We start from the raw sequence: 13,442 nt of genomic DNA, 5'->3' as shown, positions 1-13,442 counted from the left end.
CGGTCCCGCCGTCGACTATGTCGCTCCTGGGTCTGCTCAGACACATGGCCGAAGTCGAACGTGACTGGTGCAACTGGATCACAACAGGACAGCAGCGGCCCTCGCTCTATGGTGGCCTCGATGCGGCCTTCGACGTTTCAAACGGCCGATGATGACATGCTGGCGACAGCCCTGGCAGATCTCGAAGCGGAGCAGGGGACCACCGATTCCGAGGTTGCCAAGCACGAAGATCTGGGAACCCGCCTCGGCGAATCGCAGATAGAGGTGAGGGAAATCCAAATCCATCGGATCGAGGAGTACGCCAGGCATTGCGGGCATGCGGACCTTCTGCGGGAGCGCATCGACGGCCGAACGGGTCAATGACCACGGAGCAGAAACAGGTACCCTTGATTGAACGATTCTCAATGAGGAGACATCATGACCCGCGCAGTACAGATCACCTTCGATTGTCACGATCCGATCGGTCAAGCCACCTTCTGGGCAGAGACGCTCGGATACGTCATCCCTGGCCCTCCCGGAGTCCGCCTCAGCGCCGGTGACGATCCTTTTGCCGCGTGGAAGGAATTCGTCGAGGGGCTGGGCATCGACTTGAAGCCTGAGGATTTCCGCGCCGCGATCGAGGATCCGCAAGGACGCGGTCCCCGAGTGTTCTTCCAGATAGTGCCCGAGGACAAAATCGTCAAGAACAGAGTCCATCTCGATGTGCGTGCTGCCCCCGGTCTGCAGAACAGCGAACGGATGCAGGCGTTGGAAGACGAATGTCAGCGTCTGCAGGAGCTGGGTGCACAGCGTCTCGAACGGGTTGATCCGAATCCGCCGATGGAGACTGGATTCATCGTCATGGCCGATCCCGAGGGAAACGAGTTCTGCCTCGACTGACTAGGGTTCTGATCAGGATGAGAATCCTCTTAGCAAGGGGCAGTGGGCGCACCTCCTTGTTACCGTTGAGGGCATGAAGACACAGAGATGGGCCACGCGAGCCGCTGCAGGAACCATGATTGCCGCCTTCGCCCTCACCGGCTGTTCAAGTGGGGACTCAGGTGATGGTCAGGCCTCGGAGAGCGAGGGCCAGACCCGGAATCAGCTGAGGCTCAGAACGCTTCTGACAATGACGAATCAGGCGCCGCTGAAGACACGAAGTCACAGGGCTCGACGACAACCAGCTCCTCGGGGTTGGCCGCTGATGCCGATCTGAGCAAGGAATCACCATCAGTGGCACCCAAGGATGCCATTGCCACGGCGAAGAAGGAAGCGAAGGACGGCACCGTACACGGCATCGAACTCGACTTCGACGAACGCGACAAGGCATGGCAGTACGAGGTCAAGGTCATCGACGGCGCCACTGACTTCGACGTCGAGATCGATGCTGAGACCGGTGAAGTCGTCGACACGGAGAAGGACTCCTCGGACGACAAGGAGAAGGCCATCGACCTGAACGACCCGATGACCTTCGACGAGGCGCTCAAGCTTGCCCAGGAAAGGCCTCGGGCCGACTTGACGGATGGAAGCTCGAATCCGACGACGGCCGTATCGAATACCAGTTCTATTTTGATGACAAGGGTGAAGAGATCGAGGTATCCGTCGACGTCGAATCGAAGAAGGTCACCGTCGACGACTGACCGTTGCCGCATCCTGATCACCCCAGTGCCGCATCCTGAGCACCATCACGACAGATGGGCACTGTCAGGACGGAACATCGCGGCGTAGGCTGGCGCCATGCCCTTGAACCCAGTTGCGTCGCCTCGGCCGGCGGGGCGTCTCAACGTCATCGCCGGCCCCATGTTCTCAGGCAAATCCGAGGAACTCATGCGTCGCGTCCGACGAGCAAAGATCGCCGGGGTCAATGTGCTCGTCCTCAGCCACTCTCTCGACACACGTTCCGATCTGTCGGCGATCACCTCTCACGACGGGATCAACATTCCTGCGGTACCCGTCGGTGACGTCGAGACCCTCGCCGAGCTCGCCCGCGCCGAGGACTATGAGCTGGTGGCCATCGATGAGGCCCAATTCTTCGGGCCTGACCTGGTGCCGACCGTCTTCGACCTCGTGGAAACGTGGTGCTGCAGTCATCGTCGAAGGCCTGTGCGTGACGTTCGACGGCGGCCCCTTCGAACCGATGCCGACATTCATGGCCGTGGCCGAGGACGTTCTCCAAACTCACGGCAGTGTGCACGATCTGCGGTAGGGATGCCGTCTTCCACCAACGTGTGGGCACCCCCGGGCTCAGCGTCGAAGCCTCGGAACTGAGTGCCACCGACATCGATGCCAGCCATGTCGGGGGTCTCGAATCCTATGTCGCACGTTGCCGGGAGCACTTCGCTCCACCGCACTAGAAGCAATCGGTCACGACCGCATCAGAGCAGCTGCTCAGTCCTCGATGCTCTCCCACACATCACGCCAGATCCGGGCTAGGTCCGGAACCTGATAATGGGCATTGAGGCCGCTGGGCTGAGGTACGACGTGAAGGTCGATACCCTCGGGCCAGCCATCGATGAGAGGACGTGTCCTGCTCGCCGAGGTGGGCCTTGGGCAGGGAATATCCGATCCGGAACGACGTGATCCCAGCGACTGCGACTACCTTGGGGCGGATGTCGTCGAGTCGGCGGACAAGCCTGGCCGCACCCTCGCGCAGTTCCTTCTTGTCCAGCTCATCGGCCCGAGCCGTGGCCCGTCCCACGAGGTTGGTGATGCCGATGCCGCGTGCCAGCAGCTGTGCCTCGTCCTCGACGGCCAGGCCCAGGGAGGCGTCGACGAGGTGATCGGTCAGACCTGCCTGATGCAGAGACGGCCAGAAGCGATTTCCCGGTCTGGCGAAGGGTGCATTGACCGCGGCCGTCCACAGGCCCGGGTTGATTCCGACGATGAGCATCGAGAGTTCACCCGAGCGCACGGGGAGAACGTCATCGATGGCGTCGGGATTGTCGGTGGCGAACTCAGCGAGGTCGTCCTTCGTCGGCTTTCGTCCGCCTAAGGGCGATGGTCGGCGGGAGCTGATGAAACTTTCCTCAATCACGCTGTCCACACTACCGTCGAGTCAGAACGGACGAATCAGCGCCCGTCGCCTCAGGACCATCGGGAGACCCATGACGCACGAACACGGGCAGCAGACTCATCAGCACGTGCGACCGCACGCCGGTGAGTCAGCCCCCTTCCACTTCGAGAACACGTGGAGGGTCGATGCCAGTCCGACAGAGGTCTGGTCCGTGCTCTCCGATGTCAAGTCGTGGCCGCAGTGGTGGCCGGGCCTGCCCGTGGCGGTCCCCGTCGATGACAGGAACGTGCCCGGCCGCCGCGCCGAAATTCAGGTGGAGAGCCCGATCGGAGTCACCTTGAGCTTCGGAATCGAACTTCAGGACACAGACCCGCCGAGCTTCGTCTCGTTCTCCGCCACCGGTGATCTGAGGGGGACCGGTGTGTGGTCGCTGGAGCAGACGGGCCCGATCACCACGATCAGCTCCGTGTGGTGTGTGACCACTTCGCGCTTGTCGATTCGCATGCTGCGTCCCGTGGCAACGTGGATGCACTCACGTGTGATGAGAGCCGGACACCGCGGTCTGGCCAGACGACTGAACAGTCTCATGCTCTGAGGCCGACCACGCATCGATGCCGCCGTCCAGGGACCGCAGACGCACGGACTCCGGTGCCGCATCGCGCAGAAGCTGCACGGCCTGAGCGGAGCGGGCCCCCGACTTGCAGTGGATGACGACCTCGCGAGGTAACAGCGTGACAAGAGTTTCCACCGCGGGCCACCCCTCGACCTGCAGCACACCCAGCGGCAGGTGGACGGATCCGGGTATCGATGCCAGATGGCGCTCCCAATCGGCCCGCACATCGATGAGAAGGGCGGAGGAAGGATCAGCCAGATACTCATCGACACCGATCTCGTCCTCCCGATCTGCACCGTCACCGTCTGCTTCTGCACGGGCAGCCGCACAGGCCACAGCCACCTCGGCGAGGTCGGTGACAGGTTCGCGATCAGGATCCGGTGAGAACCTCAGCGTGGAGTAGTCGGACTCCAGTGCGTCATAGCGCAGCAGGCGACCGATCAGGGGAGTGCCGATGCCGCAGATGAGTTTCACCGCCTCCGTGGCCATCGCCGAACCGATGGTTCCGCACAGCACCCCGAGGACACCGCCTTCGGCGCAGTTGGGCACGGAATCGGCCTCGGGGATGTCGGGGAACAGGTCGCGCAGCATCGGCCCGTGCCCGGGAACGAAGGTGCTCACCTGTCCGGCGAAGCGAAAGATCGTGCCCCAGATCAGTGGGGTGCCGGTGAGTTCGGCCGCATCATTGGACAGATACCGGGTCGCGAAGTTGTCTGCGCCGTCGAGCACCAGATCATGAGACGCGAAGAGTTCGAGCACATTGGCGGGACTCAAGCGCTTCGCAACTGCGTGAACCTCGAGCAGCGGATCGAGGCGCAGCAGGGCGTCACGGGCGGAATCCACCTTGGCTCGACCGATGTCGGCACCACGATGAAGGACCTGGCGCTGCAGGTTCGAGGCTTCGACCACATCGTCGTCGATGATCGTGATCGTTCCGATCCCGGCCGCAGCCAGGTAGTGCAGAACCGGGGCACCCAAGCCACCCGCACCGATGACCAGCGCCGAGGCGGCCCGTAACCGGCGTTGTCCTTCGACCCCGATACCCGGCAGGCTCAGATGCCTGGCGTAGCGTTCGAATTCCCGTGGGCTCAGAGAATCAAGCGGTTCGACCAGCGGGCCCGGATTGTCCACCGCGCTCATCTCGGGGTCACCATCCCGTCGAAGGTCGATGAAGCCAGAGCCAACGGTCGCTTTGGGATGCGCCCGGCATGGGCAGCCAGATGACCGGACTCCACGGCAAGGGACATCGCCCGAGCCATGGCCCTGGCATCATGTGCCCGGGTCACCGCAGAGGCCAACAGGACGGCGGTACAGCCGAGCTCCATCGCCAAAGCCGCATCAGAGGCGGTGCCGATTCCGGCATCGAGGATCACAGGCACCTGGGCGCGGCTGACGATCGTCTCGATGTTGTGCGGGTTGAGGATGCCCAGCCCGCTGCCGATCGGAGCGCCGGCAGGCATGACCACAGCAACCCCGGCATCCTCGAGCCTCTTGGCCAGCGCCGGATCGTCGTTCGTGTAGGCGAAGACCGTGAAGCCGTCGAGCACGAGCTCCTCCGCCGCCTGGAACAGCTCCACCGGGGCGGGCAGCAAGGTCTCCTCATCGGCGATGACCTCGAGCTTCACCCAGTTCGTCTCGAGAGCTTCCCTGGCCAACCGAGCAGTCAGCACAGCATCCCTGGCTGTGTAGCATCCAGCCGTGTTGGGCAGGATACGGATACCCAGACGCTGCAGCAAAGCGAAGACCGAGTCCCGGGCAGTGCCGTCATAGCGGCGCAGTGCCACGGTGGTGAGCTCAGTGCCCGATGCTTCCAGCGCCTGTTCGAGGATGCTCAGCGAACTTGCGCCGCCGGTGCCCATGACGAGCCGGGAGTTCATCGCCACTTCGTCGACGTTCCAGGTCATATCAGCCTCCCTGCACTGCGGTGACGATGTCGACACTGTGGCCCTCGGCCAGAGTGAAGCCCGACCACTGTCCGCGCCTGATGACCTCACCGTCGACGGCGAGCGCGATGCCCAGGCGACTGCCGTCGACGGGGGTGCCGTCGGCGCCGATCTCCTTGTCGACGATGCCGGAGATGAGGTCCTTGGCTGTGGTGGGACCGGCGAGTGCGTGGCGCTCGCCGTTGAGCGTGATGGTGATGGTGTCGGTCACGGATGACTCCCTGCTGGTTGCTGAATCGAAACGGTGTGCTGCTGTGCGTCCTGTGGTTCCGCTGGTGGGTGCTCTGAATCGAAGCGGTCCGGTCCCACCGCTGCCAGTGACCCCGGTGGCACCCATGCTGTGTCGGCTCTGGTGGCAAGGTCGGCGGTGAGGCCCGCACCCAGCGGGGCGAGGAGGATGCCGTGCCGGAAGAAGCCGGTGGACACCACACAGCCGGGATCGATGCGTCCGATGATCGGCACGTCATCTGGTGAGCCCGGTCTGGCACGGGTGGTGATGTAGGTGATCTCGCAGTCGAGGACGGCCGGGACGAGGCGCTCTGCGTCACGAAGCAGCTGGTGGACGCCGCCGGCGTTGGTTCCCGACCGACCGTCCTCACGGCTCGTGGCACCGAGGACGAGCTCGCCATCGGGGCGAGGCACGATGTAGACGGGCCGAGCGTTGACCAGACCGCGGATCGTGCGCGTCAGCAGTGGGTCCAGTGCTTTCGGTGCCCGGAGTCTGATCACCTCACCCATACTTGGCGCAGAGGCAGCGTCGGTACCCCCGCGATGTCATTGCACGAAGCGCCAGCGGCGACGATGACCTGATCTGCAGTCAACCTCGTCCCATCGTCGAGCTCGACGCCCACGGTGCCGCCGGCTGCCTTGTGCAGACCCGTGACGCGGGCCCGGATGATGTCATCACCGAGGACCGATATCAGTGCACCGGTGACCCGGCGGGGATCGATCGAATGATCTCCGGGTATCGTGACGGCACCGCACCCCCGGGTGCCAGGGACGGTTCCAGGTCACGGGCCCGGATCCGCGATGAGGAGACGTCGAAACCGGCAGAGGACTGCAGGTTCATGAGCTCACGCAGGGAGACGAGGTCGGACCGGTCACCGGCACACACGAGGGTCTCGGTGCTCGAGTGTCCCAGGTCATGACCCGAGACGGCAGTCAGCTCGGCGGCGAAGTCCGGGTAGAGAGTCCGCCCTGTATCGCTCATGCGTGCCTCGAGCGGACCTCTACCGGACTTCGCCGCCGAGCTGACTGCCGTCTCGGGTCATGACCTGGGACACTCGAGCACGAGACCCTCGTGTGTGCCGGTGACCGGGCCGACCTCGTCTCCCTGCGTGAGCTCATGAACCTGCAGTCCTCTGCCGGTTTCGACGTCTCCCTCATCGCGGGATCCCGGGCCCGTGACCTGGAACCGTCCCTGGCACCCGGGGTGTGCGGTGCCGTCACGATACCCGGAGATCATTCGATCGATCCCCGCCGGGTCACCGGTGCACTGATATCGGTCCTCGGTGATGACATCATCCGGGCCCGCGTCACGGGTCTGCACAAGGCAGCCGGGCGCACCGTGGGCGTCGAGCTCGACGATGGGACGAGGTTGACTGCAGATCAGGTCATCGTCGCCGCTGGCGCTTCGTGCAATGACATCGCGGGGGTACCGACGCTGCCTCTGCGCCAAGTATGGGGTGAGGTGATCAGACTCCGGGCACCGAAAGCACTGGACCCACTGCTGACGCGCACGATCCGCGGTCTGGTCAACGCTCGGCCCGTCTACATCGTGCCTCGCCCCGATGGCGAGCTCGTCCTCGGTGCCACGAGCCGTGAGGACGGTCGGTCGGGAACCAACGCCGGCGGCGTCCACCAGCTGCTTCGTGACGCAGAGCGCCTCGTCCCGGCCGTCCTCGACTGCGAGATCACCTACATCACCACCCGTGCCAGACCGGGCTCACCAGATGACGTGCCGATCATCGGACGCATCGATCCCGGCTGTGTGGTGTCCACCGGCTTCTTCCGGCACGGCATCCTCCTCGCCCCGCTGGGTGCGGGCCTCACCGCCGACCTTGCCACCAGAGCCGACACAGCATGGGTGCCACGGGGTCACTGGCAGCGGTGGGACCGGACCGCTTCGATTCAGAGCACCCACCAGCGGAACCACAGGACGCACAGCAGCACACCGTTTCGATTCAGCAACCAGCAGGGAGTCATCCGTGACCGACACCATCACCATCACGCTCAACGGCGAGCGCCACGCACTCGCCGGTCCCACCACAGCCAAGGACCTCATCTCCGGCATCGTCGACAAGGAGATCGGCGCCGACGGCACCCCCGTCGACGGCAGTCGCCTGGGCATCGCGCTCGCCGTCGACGGTGAGGTCATCAGGCGCGGACAGTGGTCGGGCTTCACTCTGGCCGAGGGCCACAGTGTCGACATCGTCACCGCAGTGCAGGGAGGCTGATATGACCTGGAACGTCGACGAAGTGGCGATGAACTCCCGGCTCGTCATGGGCACCGGCGGCGCAAGTTCGCTGAGCATCCTCGAACAGGCGCTGGAAGCATCGGGCACTGAGCTCACCACCGTGGCACTGCGCCGCTATGACGGCACTGCCCGGGACTCGGTCTTCGCTTTGCTGCAGCGTCTGGGTATCCGTATCCTGCCCAACACGGCTGGATGCTACACAGCCAGGGATGCTGTGCTGACTGCTCGGTTGGCCAGGGAAGCTCTCGAGACGAACTGGGTGAAGCTCGAGGTCATCGCCGATGAGGAGACCTTGCTGCCCGCCCCGGTGGAGCTGTTCCAGGCGGCGGAGGAGCTCGTGCTCGACGGCTTCACGGTCTTCGCCTACACGAACGACGATCCGGCGCTGGCCAAGAGGCTCGAGGATGCCGGGGTTGCTGTGGTCATGCCTGCCGGCGCTCCGATCGGCAGCGGGCTGGGCATCCTCAACCCGCACAACATCGAGACGATCGTCAGCCGCGCCCAGGTGCCTGTGATCCTCGATGCCGGAATCGGCACCGCCTCTGATGCGGCTTTGGCGATGGAGCTCGGCTGTACCGCCGTCCTGTTGGCCTCTGCGGTGACCCGGGCACATGATGCCAGGGCCATGGCTCGGGCGATGTCCCTTGCCGTGGAGTCCGGTCATCTGGCTGCCCATGCCGGGCGCATCCCAAAGCGACCGTTGGCTCTGGCTTCATCGACCTTCGACGGAGATGGTGACCCCGAGATGAGCGCGGTGGACAATCCGGGCCCGCTGGTCGAACCGCTTGATTCTCTGAGCCCACGGGAATTCGAACGCTACGCCAGGCATCTGAGCCTGCCGGGTATCGGGGTCGAAGGACAACGCCGGTTACGGGCCGCCTCGGCGCTGGTCATCGGTGCGGGTGGCTTGGGTGCCCCGGTTCTGCACTACCTGGCTGCGGCCGGGATCGGAACGATCACGATCATCGACGACGATGTGGTCGAAGCCTCGAACCTGCAGCGCCAGGTCCTTCATCGTGGTGCCGACATCGGTCGAGCCAAGGTGGATTCCGCCCGTGACGCCCTGCTGCGCCTCGATCCGCTGCTCGAGGTTCACGCAGTTGCGAAGCGCTTGAGTCCCGCCAATGTGCTCGAACTCTTCGCGTCTCATGATCTGGTGCTCGACGGCGCAGACAACTTCGCGACCCGGTATCTGTCCAATGATGCGGCCGAACTCACCGGCACCCCACTGATCTGGGGCACGATTCTTTCGCTTCGCCGGACAGGTGAGCACCTTCGTTCCGGGCACGGGCCGATGCTGCGCGACCTGTTCCCCGACATCCCCGAGGCCGATTCCGTGCCCAACTGCGCCGAAGGCGGTGTCCTCGGGGTGCTGTGCGGAACCATCGGTTCGGCGATGGCCACGGAGGCGGTGAAACTCATCTGCGGCATCGGCACTCCCCTGATCGGTCGCCTGCTGCGCTATGACGCACTGGAGTCCGACTACTCCACGCTGAGGTTCTCACCGGATCCTGATCGCGAACCTGTCACCGACCTCGCCGAGGTGGCTGTGGCCTGTGCGGCTGCCCGTGCAGAAGCAGACGGTGACGGTGCAGATCGGAGGGACGAGATCGGTGTCGATGAGTATCTGGCTGATCCTTCCTCCGCCCTTCTCATCGATGTGCGGGCCGATTGGGAGCGCCATCTGGCATCGATACCCGGATCCGTCCACCTGCCGCTGGGTGTGCTGCAGGTCGAGGGGTGGCCCGCGGTGGAAACTCTTGTCACGCTGTTACCTCGCGAGGTCGTCATCCACTGCAAGTCGGGGGCCCGCTCCGCTCAGGCCGTGCAGCTTCTGCGCGATGCGGCACCGGAGTCCGTGCGTCTGCGGTCCCTGGACGGCGGCATCGATGCGTGGTCGGCCTCAGAGCATGAGACTGTTCAGTCGTCTGGCCAGACCGCGGTGTCCGGCTCTCATCACACGTGAGTGCATCCACGTTGCCACGGGACGCAGCATGCGAATCGACAAGCGCGAAGTGGTCACACACCACACGGAGCTGATCGTGGTGATCGGGCCCGTCTGCTCCAGCGACCACACACCGGTCCCCCTCAGATCACCGGTGGCGGAGAACGAGACGAAGCTCGGCGGGTCTGTGTCCTGAAGTTCGATTCCGAAGCTCAAGGTGACTCCGATCGGGCTCTCCACCTGAATTTCGGCGCGGCGGCCGGGCACGTTCCTGTCATCGACGGGGACCGCCACGGGCAGGCCCGGCCACCACTGCGGCCACGACTTGACATCGGAGAGCACGGACCAGACCTCTGTCGGACTGGCATCGACCCTCCACGTGTTCTCGAAGTGGAAGGGGGCTGACTCACCGCGTGTGCGGTCGCACGTGCTGATGAGTCTGCTGCCCGTGTTCGTGCGTCATGGGTCTCCCGATGGTCCTGAGGCGACGGGCGCTGATTCGTCCGTTCTGACTCGACGGTAGTGTGGACAGCGTGATTGAGGAAAGTTTCATCAGCTCCCGCCGACCATCGCCCTTAGGCGGACGAAAGCCGACGAAGGACGACCTCGCTGAGTTCGCCACCGACAATCCCGACGCCATCGATGACGTTCTCCCCGTGCGCTCGGGTGAACTCTCGATGCTCATCGTCGGAATCAACCCGGGCCTGTGGACGGCCGCGGTCAATGCACCTTCGCCAGACCGGGAAATCGCTTCTGGCCGTCTCTGCATCAGGCAGGTCTGACCGATCACCTCGTCGACGCCTCCCTGGGCCTGGCCGTCGAGGACGAGGCACAGCTGCTGGCACGCGGCATCGGCATCACCAACCTCGTGGGACGGGCCACGGCTCGGGCCGATGAGCTGGACAAGAAGGAACTGCGCGAGGGTGCGGCCAGGCTTGTCCGCCGACTCGACGACATCCGCCCCAAGGTAGTCGCAGTCGCTGGGATCACGTCGTTCCGGATCGGATATTCCCTGCCCAAGGCCCACCTCGGCGAGCAGGACACGTCTCTCATCGATGGCTGGCCCGAGGGTATCGACCTTCACGTCGTACCTCAGCCCAGCGGCCTCAATGCCCATTATCAGGTTCCGGACCTAGCCCGGATCTGGCGTGATGTGTGGGAGAGCATCGAGGACTGAGCAGCTGCTCTGATGCGGTCGTGACCGATTGCTTCTAGTGCGGTGGAGCGAAGTGCTCCCGGCAACGTGCGACATAGGATTCGAGACCCCCGACATGGCTGGCATCGATGTCGGTGGCACTCAGTTCCGAGGCTTCGACGCTGAGCCGGGGGTGCCCACACGTTGGTGGAAGACGGCATCCCTACCGCAGATCGTGCACACTGCCGTGAGTTTGAGAACGTCCTCGGCCACGGCCATGAATGTCGGCATCGGTTCGAAGGGGCCGCCGTCGAACGTCACGCACAGGCCTTCGACGATGACTGCAGCACCACGTTCCACGAGGTCGAAGACGGTCGGCACCAGGTCAGGCCCGAAGAATTGGGCCTCATCGATGGCCACCAGCTCATAGTCCTCGGCGCGGGCGAGCTCGGCGAGGGTCTCGACGTCACCGACGGGTACCGCAGGAATGTTGATCCCGTCGTGAGAGGTGATCGCCGACAGATCGGAACGTGTGTCGAGAGAGTGGCTGAGGACGAGCACATTGACCCCGGCGATCTTTGCTCGTCGGACGCGACGCATGAGTTCCTCGGATTTGCCTGAGAACATGGGGCCGGCGATGACGTTGAGACGCCCCGCCGGCCGAGGCGACGCAACTGGGTTCAAGGGCATGGCGCCAGCCTACGCCGCGATGTTCCGTCCTGACAGTGCCCATCTGTCGTGATGGTGCTCAGGATGCGGCACTGGGGTGATCAGGATGCGGCAACGGTCAGTCGTCGACGGTGACCTTCTTCGATTCGACGTCGACGGATACCTCGATCTCTTCACCCTTGTCATCAAAATAGAACTGGTATTCGATACGGCCGTCGTCGGATTCGAGCTTCCATCCGTCAAGTCGGCCCGGCCTTGTCCTGGGCAAGCTTGAGCGCCTCGTCGAAGGTCATCGGGTCGTTCAGGTCGATGGCCTTCTCCTTGTCGTCCGAGGAGTCCTTCTCCGTGTCGACGACTTCACCGGTCTCAGCATCGATCTCGACGTCGAAGTCAGTGGCGCCGTCGATGACCTTGACCTCGTACTGCCATGCCTTGTCGCGTTCGTCGAAGTCGAGTTCGATGCCGTGTACGGTGCCGTCCTTCGCTTCCTTCTTCGCCGTGGCAATGGCATCCTTGGGTGCCACTGATGGTGATTCCTTGCTCAGATCGGCATCAGCGGCCAACCCCGAGGAGCTGGTTGTCGTCGAGCCCTGTGACTTCGTGTCTTCAGCGGCGCCTGATTCGTCATTGTCAGAAGCGTTCTGAGCCTCAGCTGATTCCGGGGTCTGGCCCTCGCTCTCCGAGGCCTGACCATCACCTGAGTCCCCACTTGAACAGCCGGTGAGGGCGAAGGCGGCAATCATGGTTCCTGCAGCGGCTCGCGTGGCCCATCTCTGTGTCTTCATGCCCTCAACGGTAACAAGGAGGTGCGCCCACTGCCCCCTTGCTAAGAGGATTCTCATCCTGATCAGAACCCTAGTCAGTCGAGGCAGAACTCGTTTCCCTCGGGATCGGCCATGACGATGAATCCAGTCTCCATCGGCGGATTCGGATCAACCCGTTCGAGACGCTGTGCACCCAGCTCCTGCAGACGCTGACATTCGTCTTCCAACGCCTGCATCCGTTCGCTGTTCTGCAGACCGGGGGCAGCACGCACTCGAGATGGACTCTGTTCTTGACGATTTTGTCCTCGGGCACTATCTGGAAGAACACTCGGGGACCGCGTCCTTGCGGATCCTCGATCGCGGCGCGGAAATCCTCAGGCTTCAAGTCGATGCCCAGCCCCTCGACGAATTCCTCCACGCGGCAAAAGGATCGTCACCGGCGCTGAGGCGGACTCCGGGAGGGCCAGGGATGACGTATCCGAGCGTCTCTGCCCAGAAGGTGGCTTGACGATCGGATCGTGACAATCGAAGGTGATCTGTAGCTGTGTACTGCGCGGGTCATGATGTCTCCTCATTGAGATCGTTCAATCAAGGGTACCTGTTTCTGCTCCGTGGTCATTGACCCGTTCGGCCGTCGATGCGCTCCCGCAGAAGGTCCGCATGCCCGCAATGCCTGGCGTACTCCTCGATCCGATGGATTGGAGTTCCCTCACCTCTATCTGCGATTCGCCGAGGCGGGTTCCCAGATCTTCGTGCTTGGCAACCTCGGAATCGGTGGTCCCCTGCTCCGCTTCGAGATCTGCCAGGGCTGTCGCCAGCATGTCATCATCGGCCGTTGAAACGTCGAAGCCGCATCGAGGCCACCATAGAGCGAGGGCCGCTGCTCGTCCTGTGTGATCCAGTT

Annotated in this window: 19 protein-coding genes and 6 pseudogenes; 12 read left to right on the top strand and 13 right to left on the bottom strand. The window is 63.7% G+C overall.

Translation table 11 applies throughout. The features are described 5' to 3' along the window. The first annotated feature begins 17 nt into the window (after positions 1-17). From HX613_RS23105 to HX613_RS22860, 5 genes and pseudogenes are all read left to right on the top strand, one after another. A pseudogene (locus tag HX613_RS23105) lies at positions 18-363 on the top strand (mycothiol transferase). 54 nt (positions 364-417) lie between these two features. Then, positions 418-879 (top strand): VOC family protein, encoded by a 462-nt coding sequence (locus tag HX613_RS19320; RefSeq protein WP_235346819.1) that lies wholly within the window; start codon positions 418-420, stop codon positions 877-879. 333 nt (positions 880-1,212) lie between these two features. Next, positions 1,213-1,707 carry a PepSY domain-containing protein gene (locus HX613_RS19315; RefSeq protein WP_235346818.1) on the top strand — a complete coding sequence of 165 codons (495 nt, stop codon included), beginning with the start codon at positions 1,213-1,215 and terminating at the stop codon, positions 1,705-1,707. A 9-nt stretch (positions 1,708-1,716) separates the two neighbouring features. Next, positions 1,717-2,247 (top strand): thymidine kinase, encoded by a 531-nt coding sequence (locus HX613_RS19310; RefSeq protein ID WP_328285002.1) that lies wholly within the window; start codon positions 1,717-1,719, stop codon positions 2,245-2,247. After that, positions 2,175-2,333, top strand: a complete 159-nt coding sequence (locus tag HX613_RS22860; RefSeq protein ID WP_328285004.1) for a hypothetical protein — start codon at positions 2,175-2,177, stop codon at positions 2,331-2,333. The genes HX613_RS19310 and HX613_RS22860 overlap by 73 nt, the downstream gene beginning before the upstream one ends. A 34-nt stretch (positions 2,334-2,367) precedes the next feature. Here the strand turns inward: HX613_RS22860 and HX613_RS19305 are convergent. Then, a pseudogene (locus HX613_RS19305) lies at positions 2,368-3,013 on the bottom strand (mismatch-specific DNA-glycosylase). A 70-nt stretch (positions 3,014-3,083) separates the two neighbouring features. On the opposite strand from HX613_RS19305, the gene HX613_RS19300 reads away from it, so the two are divergent. Next, on the top strand, positions 3,084-3,587 hold the full coding sequence (locus HX613_RS19300; RefSeq protein WP_235346817.1) for an SRPBCC family protein: 504 nt from the start codon (positions 3,084-3,086) through the stop codon (positions 3,585-3,587). Here the strand turns inward: HX613_RS19300 and moeB are convergent. Genes moeB through HX613_RS19275 form a run of 6 tightly spaced genes read right to left on the bottom strand, consistent with a single transcriptional unit; the run spans position 3,525 to position 6,758 of the window. Continuing rightward, positions 3,525-4,745, bottom strand: a complete 1,221-nt coding sequence (gene moeB, locus HX613_RS19295) for a molybdopterin-synthase adenylyltransferase MoeB (RefSeq protein ID WP_235346816.1) — start codon at positions 4,743-4,745, stop codon at positions 3,525-3,527. The two genes, HX613_RS19300 and moeB, sit on opposite strands and share 63 nt — an antisense overlap. Beyond that, a complete protein-coding gene (locus tag HX613_RS19290; protein ID WP_235344851.1) occupies positions 4,742-5,509 on the bottom strand; it encodes a thiazole synthase in 768 nt (255 codons plus the stop codon). Before HX613_RS19290 ends, moeB begins: the two co-directional genes overlap by 4 nt. Position 5,510: 1 nt before the next feature. Beyond that, positions 5,511-5,759: a sulfur carrier protein ThiS gene (gene thiS / locus HX613_RS19285; RefSeq protein WP_235344850.1), complete on the bottom strand. Its 249-nt coding sequence runs from the start codon at positions 5,757-5,759 to the stop codon at positions 5,511-5,513. Next, complete coding sequence (locus tag HX613_RS22855) at positions 5,756-6,277, bottom strand: FAD-dependent oxidoreductase (RefSeq protein WP_328285001.1); 522 nt, start codon at positions 6,275-6,277, stop codon at positions 5,756-5,758. Before HX613_RS22855 ends, thiS (HX613_RS19285) begins: the two co-directional genes overlap by 4 nt. Further along, positions 6,274-6,498, bottom strand: a complete 225-nt coding sequence (locus HX613_RS22365; RefSeq protein WP_328285003.1) for an FAD-dependent oxidoreductase — start codon at positions 6,496-6,498, stop codon at positions 6,274-6,276. Before HX613_RS22365 ends, HX613_RS22855 begins: the two co-directional genes overlap by 4 nt. Continuing rightward, complete coding sequence (locus tag HX613_RS19275; RefSeq protein WP_235346815.1) at positions 6,468-6,758, bottom strand: hypothetical protein; 291 nt, start codon at positions 6,756-6,758, stop codon at positions 6,468-6,470. Before HX613_RS19275 ends, HX613_RS22365 begins: the two co-directional genes overlap by 31 nt. Before the next feature lie 135 nt (positions 6,759-6,893). On the opposite strand from HX613_RS19275, the pseudogene HX613_RS19270 reads away from it, so the two are divergent. From HX613_RS19270 to HX613_RS19255, 4 genes and pseudogenes are all read left to right on the top strand, one after another. Then, positions 6,894-7,550 (top strand): annotated as a pseudogene (locus HX613_RS19270) (FAD-dependent oxidoreductase); the annotation flags it as partial. 205 nt (positions 7,551-7,755) lie between these two features. Next, positions 7,756-8,004 (top strand): sulfur carrier protein ThiS, encoded by a 249-nt coding sequence (gene thiS / locus HX613_RS22850; RefSeq protein ID WP_235344850.1) that lies wholly within the window; start codon positions 7,756-7,758, stop codon positions 8,002-8,004. A 1-nt stretch (position 8,005) separates the two neighbouring features. After that, a pseudogene (locus HX613_RS19260) lies at positions 8,006-8,755 on the top strand (thiazole synthase); the annotation flags it as partial. A 15-nt stretch (positions 8,756-8,770) separates the two neighbouring features. Beyond that, positions 8,771-9,991, top strand: coding sequence for a ThiF family adenylyltransferase (locus HX613_RS19255; RefSeq protein ID WP_235346822.1), 1,221 nt, complete (start codon positions 8,771-8,773; stop codon positions 9,989-9,991). On the opposite strand, the gene HX613_RS19250 is transcribed toward HX613_RS19255, so the two are convergent. After that, a complete protein-coding gene (locus tag HX613_RS19250; RefSeq protein ID WP_235344853.1) occupies positions 9,929-10,312 on the bottom strand; it encodes a hypothetical protein in 384 nt (127 codons plus the stop codon). The two genes, HX613_RS19255 and HX613_RS19250, sit on opposite strands and share 63 nt — an antisense overlap. A 191-nt stretch (positions 10,313-10,503) precedes the next feature. Between HX613_RS19250 and HX613_RS19245 the strand changes: the two are divergent. Then, a pseudogene (locus HX613_RS19245) lies at positions 10,504-11,147 on the top strand (mismatch-specific DNA-glycosylase). A gap of 120 nt (positions 11,148-11,267) precedes the next feature. Here the strand turns inward: HX613_RS19245 and HX613_RS19240 are convergent. The 4 genes from HX613_RS19240 to HX613_RS19225 form a co-directional block, all read right to left on the bottom strand. Continuing rightward, the gene (locus HX613_RS19240) at positions 11,268-11,795 is read right to left on the bottom strand and encodes a thymidine kinase (protein WP_442862619.1); all 528 of its coding nucleotides are present in this window, start codon (positions 11,793-11,795) and stop codon (positions 11,268-11,270) included. A gap of 97 nt (positions 11,796-11,892) precedes the next feature. Next, complete coding sequence (locus tag HX613_RS19235; RefSeq protein ID WP_235346814.1) at positions 11,893-12,042, bottom strand: hypothetical protein; 150 nt, start codon at positions 12,040-12,042, stop codon at positions 11,893-11,895. Next, on the bottom strand, positions 12,014-12,559 hold the full coding sequence (locus tag HX613_RS19230) for a PepSY domain-containing protein (protein WP_235346813.1): 546 nt from the start codon (positions 12,557-12,559) through the stop codon (positions 12,014-12,016). The genes HX613_RS19235 and HX613_RS19230 overlap by 29 nt, the downstream gene beginning before the upstream one ends. 74 nt (positions 12,560-12,633) lie before the next feature. Continuing rightward, complete coding sequence (locus HX613_RS19225; protein ID WP_235346812.1) at positions 12,634-12,810, bottom strand: VOC family protein; 177 nt, start codon at positions 12,808-12,810, stop codon at positions 12,634-12,636. A gap of 5 nt (positions 12,811-12,815) precedes the next feature. Between HX613_RS19225 and HX613_RS19220 the strand changes: the two genes are divergently transcribed. Further along, positions 12,816-13,046 carry a hypothetical protein gene (locus tag HX613_RS19220; protein ID WP_235346811.1) on the top strand — a complete coding sequence of 77 codons (231 nt, stop codon included), beginning with the start codon at positions 12,816-12,818 and terminating at the stop codon, positions 13,044-13,046. A 76-nt stretch (positions 13,047-13,122) separates the two neighbouring features. On the opposite strand, the pseudogene HX613_RS23100 reads toward HX613_RS19220, so the two are convergent. Further along, a pseudogene (locus HX613_RS23100) lies at positions 13,123-13,442 on the bottom strand (hypothetical protein); the annotation flags it as partial.

Origin of the sequence: Brevibacterium sp. UCMA 11754 (genome assembly GCF_021532275.1) — a bacterium.
In the GTDB taxonomy this organism is placed as follows: Bacteria; Actinomycetota; Actinomycetes; order Actinomycetales; family Brevibacteriaceae; genus Brevibacterium.
Note: the sequence above shows the minus strand (reverse complement) of the source record. Positions and strands in the feature narration are given on the sequence as shown.

What these genes read in the sequence shown, in the direction of transcription:
- HX613_RS19310 (WP_328285002.1), top strand. Translation starts at nt 1,717, where the DNA reads ATGCCCTTGAACCCAGTTGCGTCGCCTCGGCCGGCGGGGCGTCTCAAC.
- HX613_RS19300 (WP_235346817.1), top strand. Translation starts at nt 3,084, where the DNA reads ATGACGCACGAACACGGGCAGCAGACTCATCAGCACGTGCGACCGCAC.
- HX613_RS19255 (WP_235346822.1), top strand. Translation starts at nt 8,771, where the DNA reads ATGAGCGCGGTGGACAATCCGGGCCCGCTGGTCGAACCGCTTGATTCT.
- HX613_RS19220 (WP_235346811.1), top strand. Translation starts at nt 12,816, where the DNA reads ATGGACTCTGTTCTTGACGATTTTGTCCTCGGGCACTATCTGGAAGAA.
- HX613_RS19275 (WP_235346815.1), bottom strand. Translation starts at nt 6,758, where the DNA reads ATGAGCGATACAGGGCGGACTCTCTACCCGGACTTCGCCGCCGAGCTG.
- HX613_RS19240 (WP_442862619.1), bottom strand. Translation starts at nt 11,795, where the DNA reads ATGCCCTTGAACCCAGTTGCGTCGCCTCGGCCGGCGGGGCGTCTCAAC.
- HX613_RS19320 (WP_235346819.1), top strand. Translation starts at nt 418, where the DNA reads ATGACCCGCGCAGTACAGATCACCTTCGATTGTCACGATCCGATCGGT.
- moeB (WP_235346816.1), bottom strand. Translation starts at nt 4,745, where the DNA reads ATGAGCGCGGTGGACAATCCGGGCCCGCTGGTCGAACCGCTTGATTCT.
- HX613_RS19230 (WP_235346813.1), bottom strand. Translation starts at nt 12,559, where the DNA reads ATGAAGACACAGAGATGGGCCACGCGAGCCGCTGCAGGAACCATGATT.
- HX613_RS19290 (WP_235344851.1), bottom strand. Translation starts at nt 5,509, where the DNA reads ATGACCTGGAACGTCGACGAAGTGGCGATGAACTCCCGGCTCGTCATG.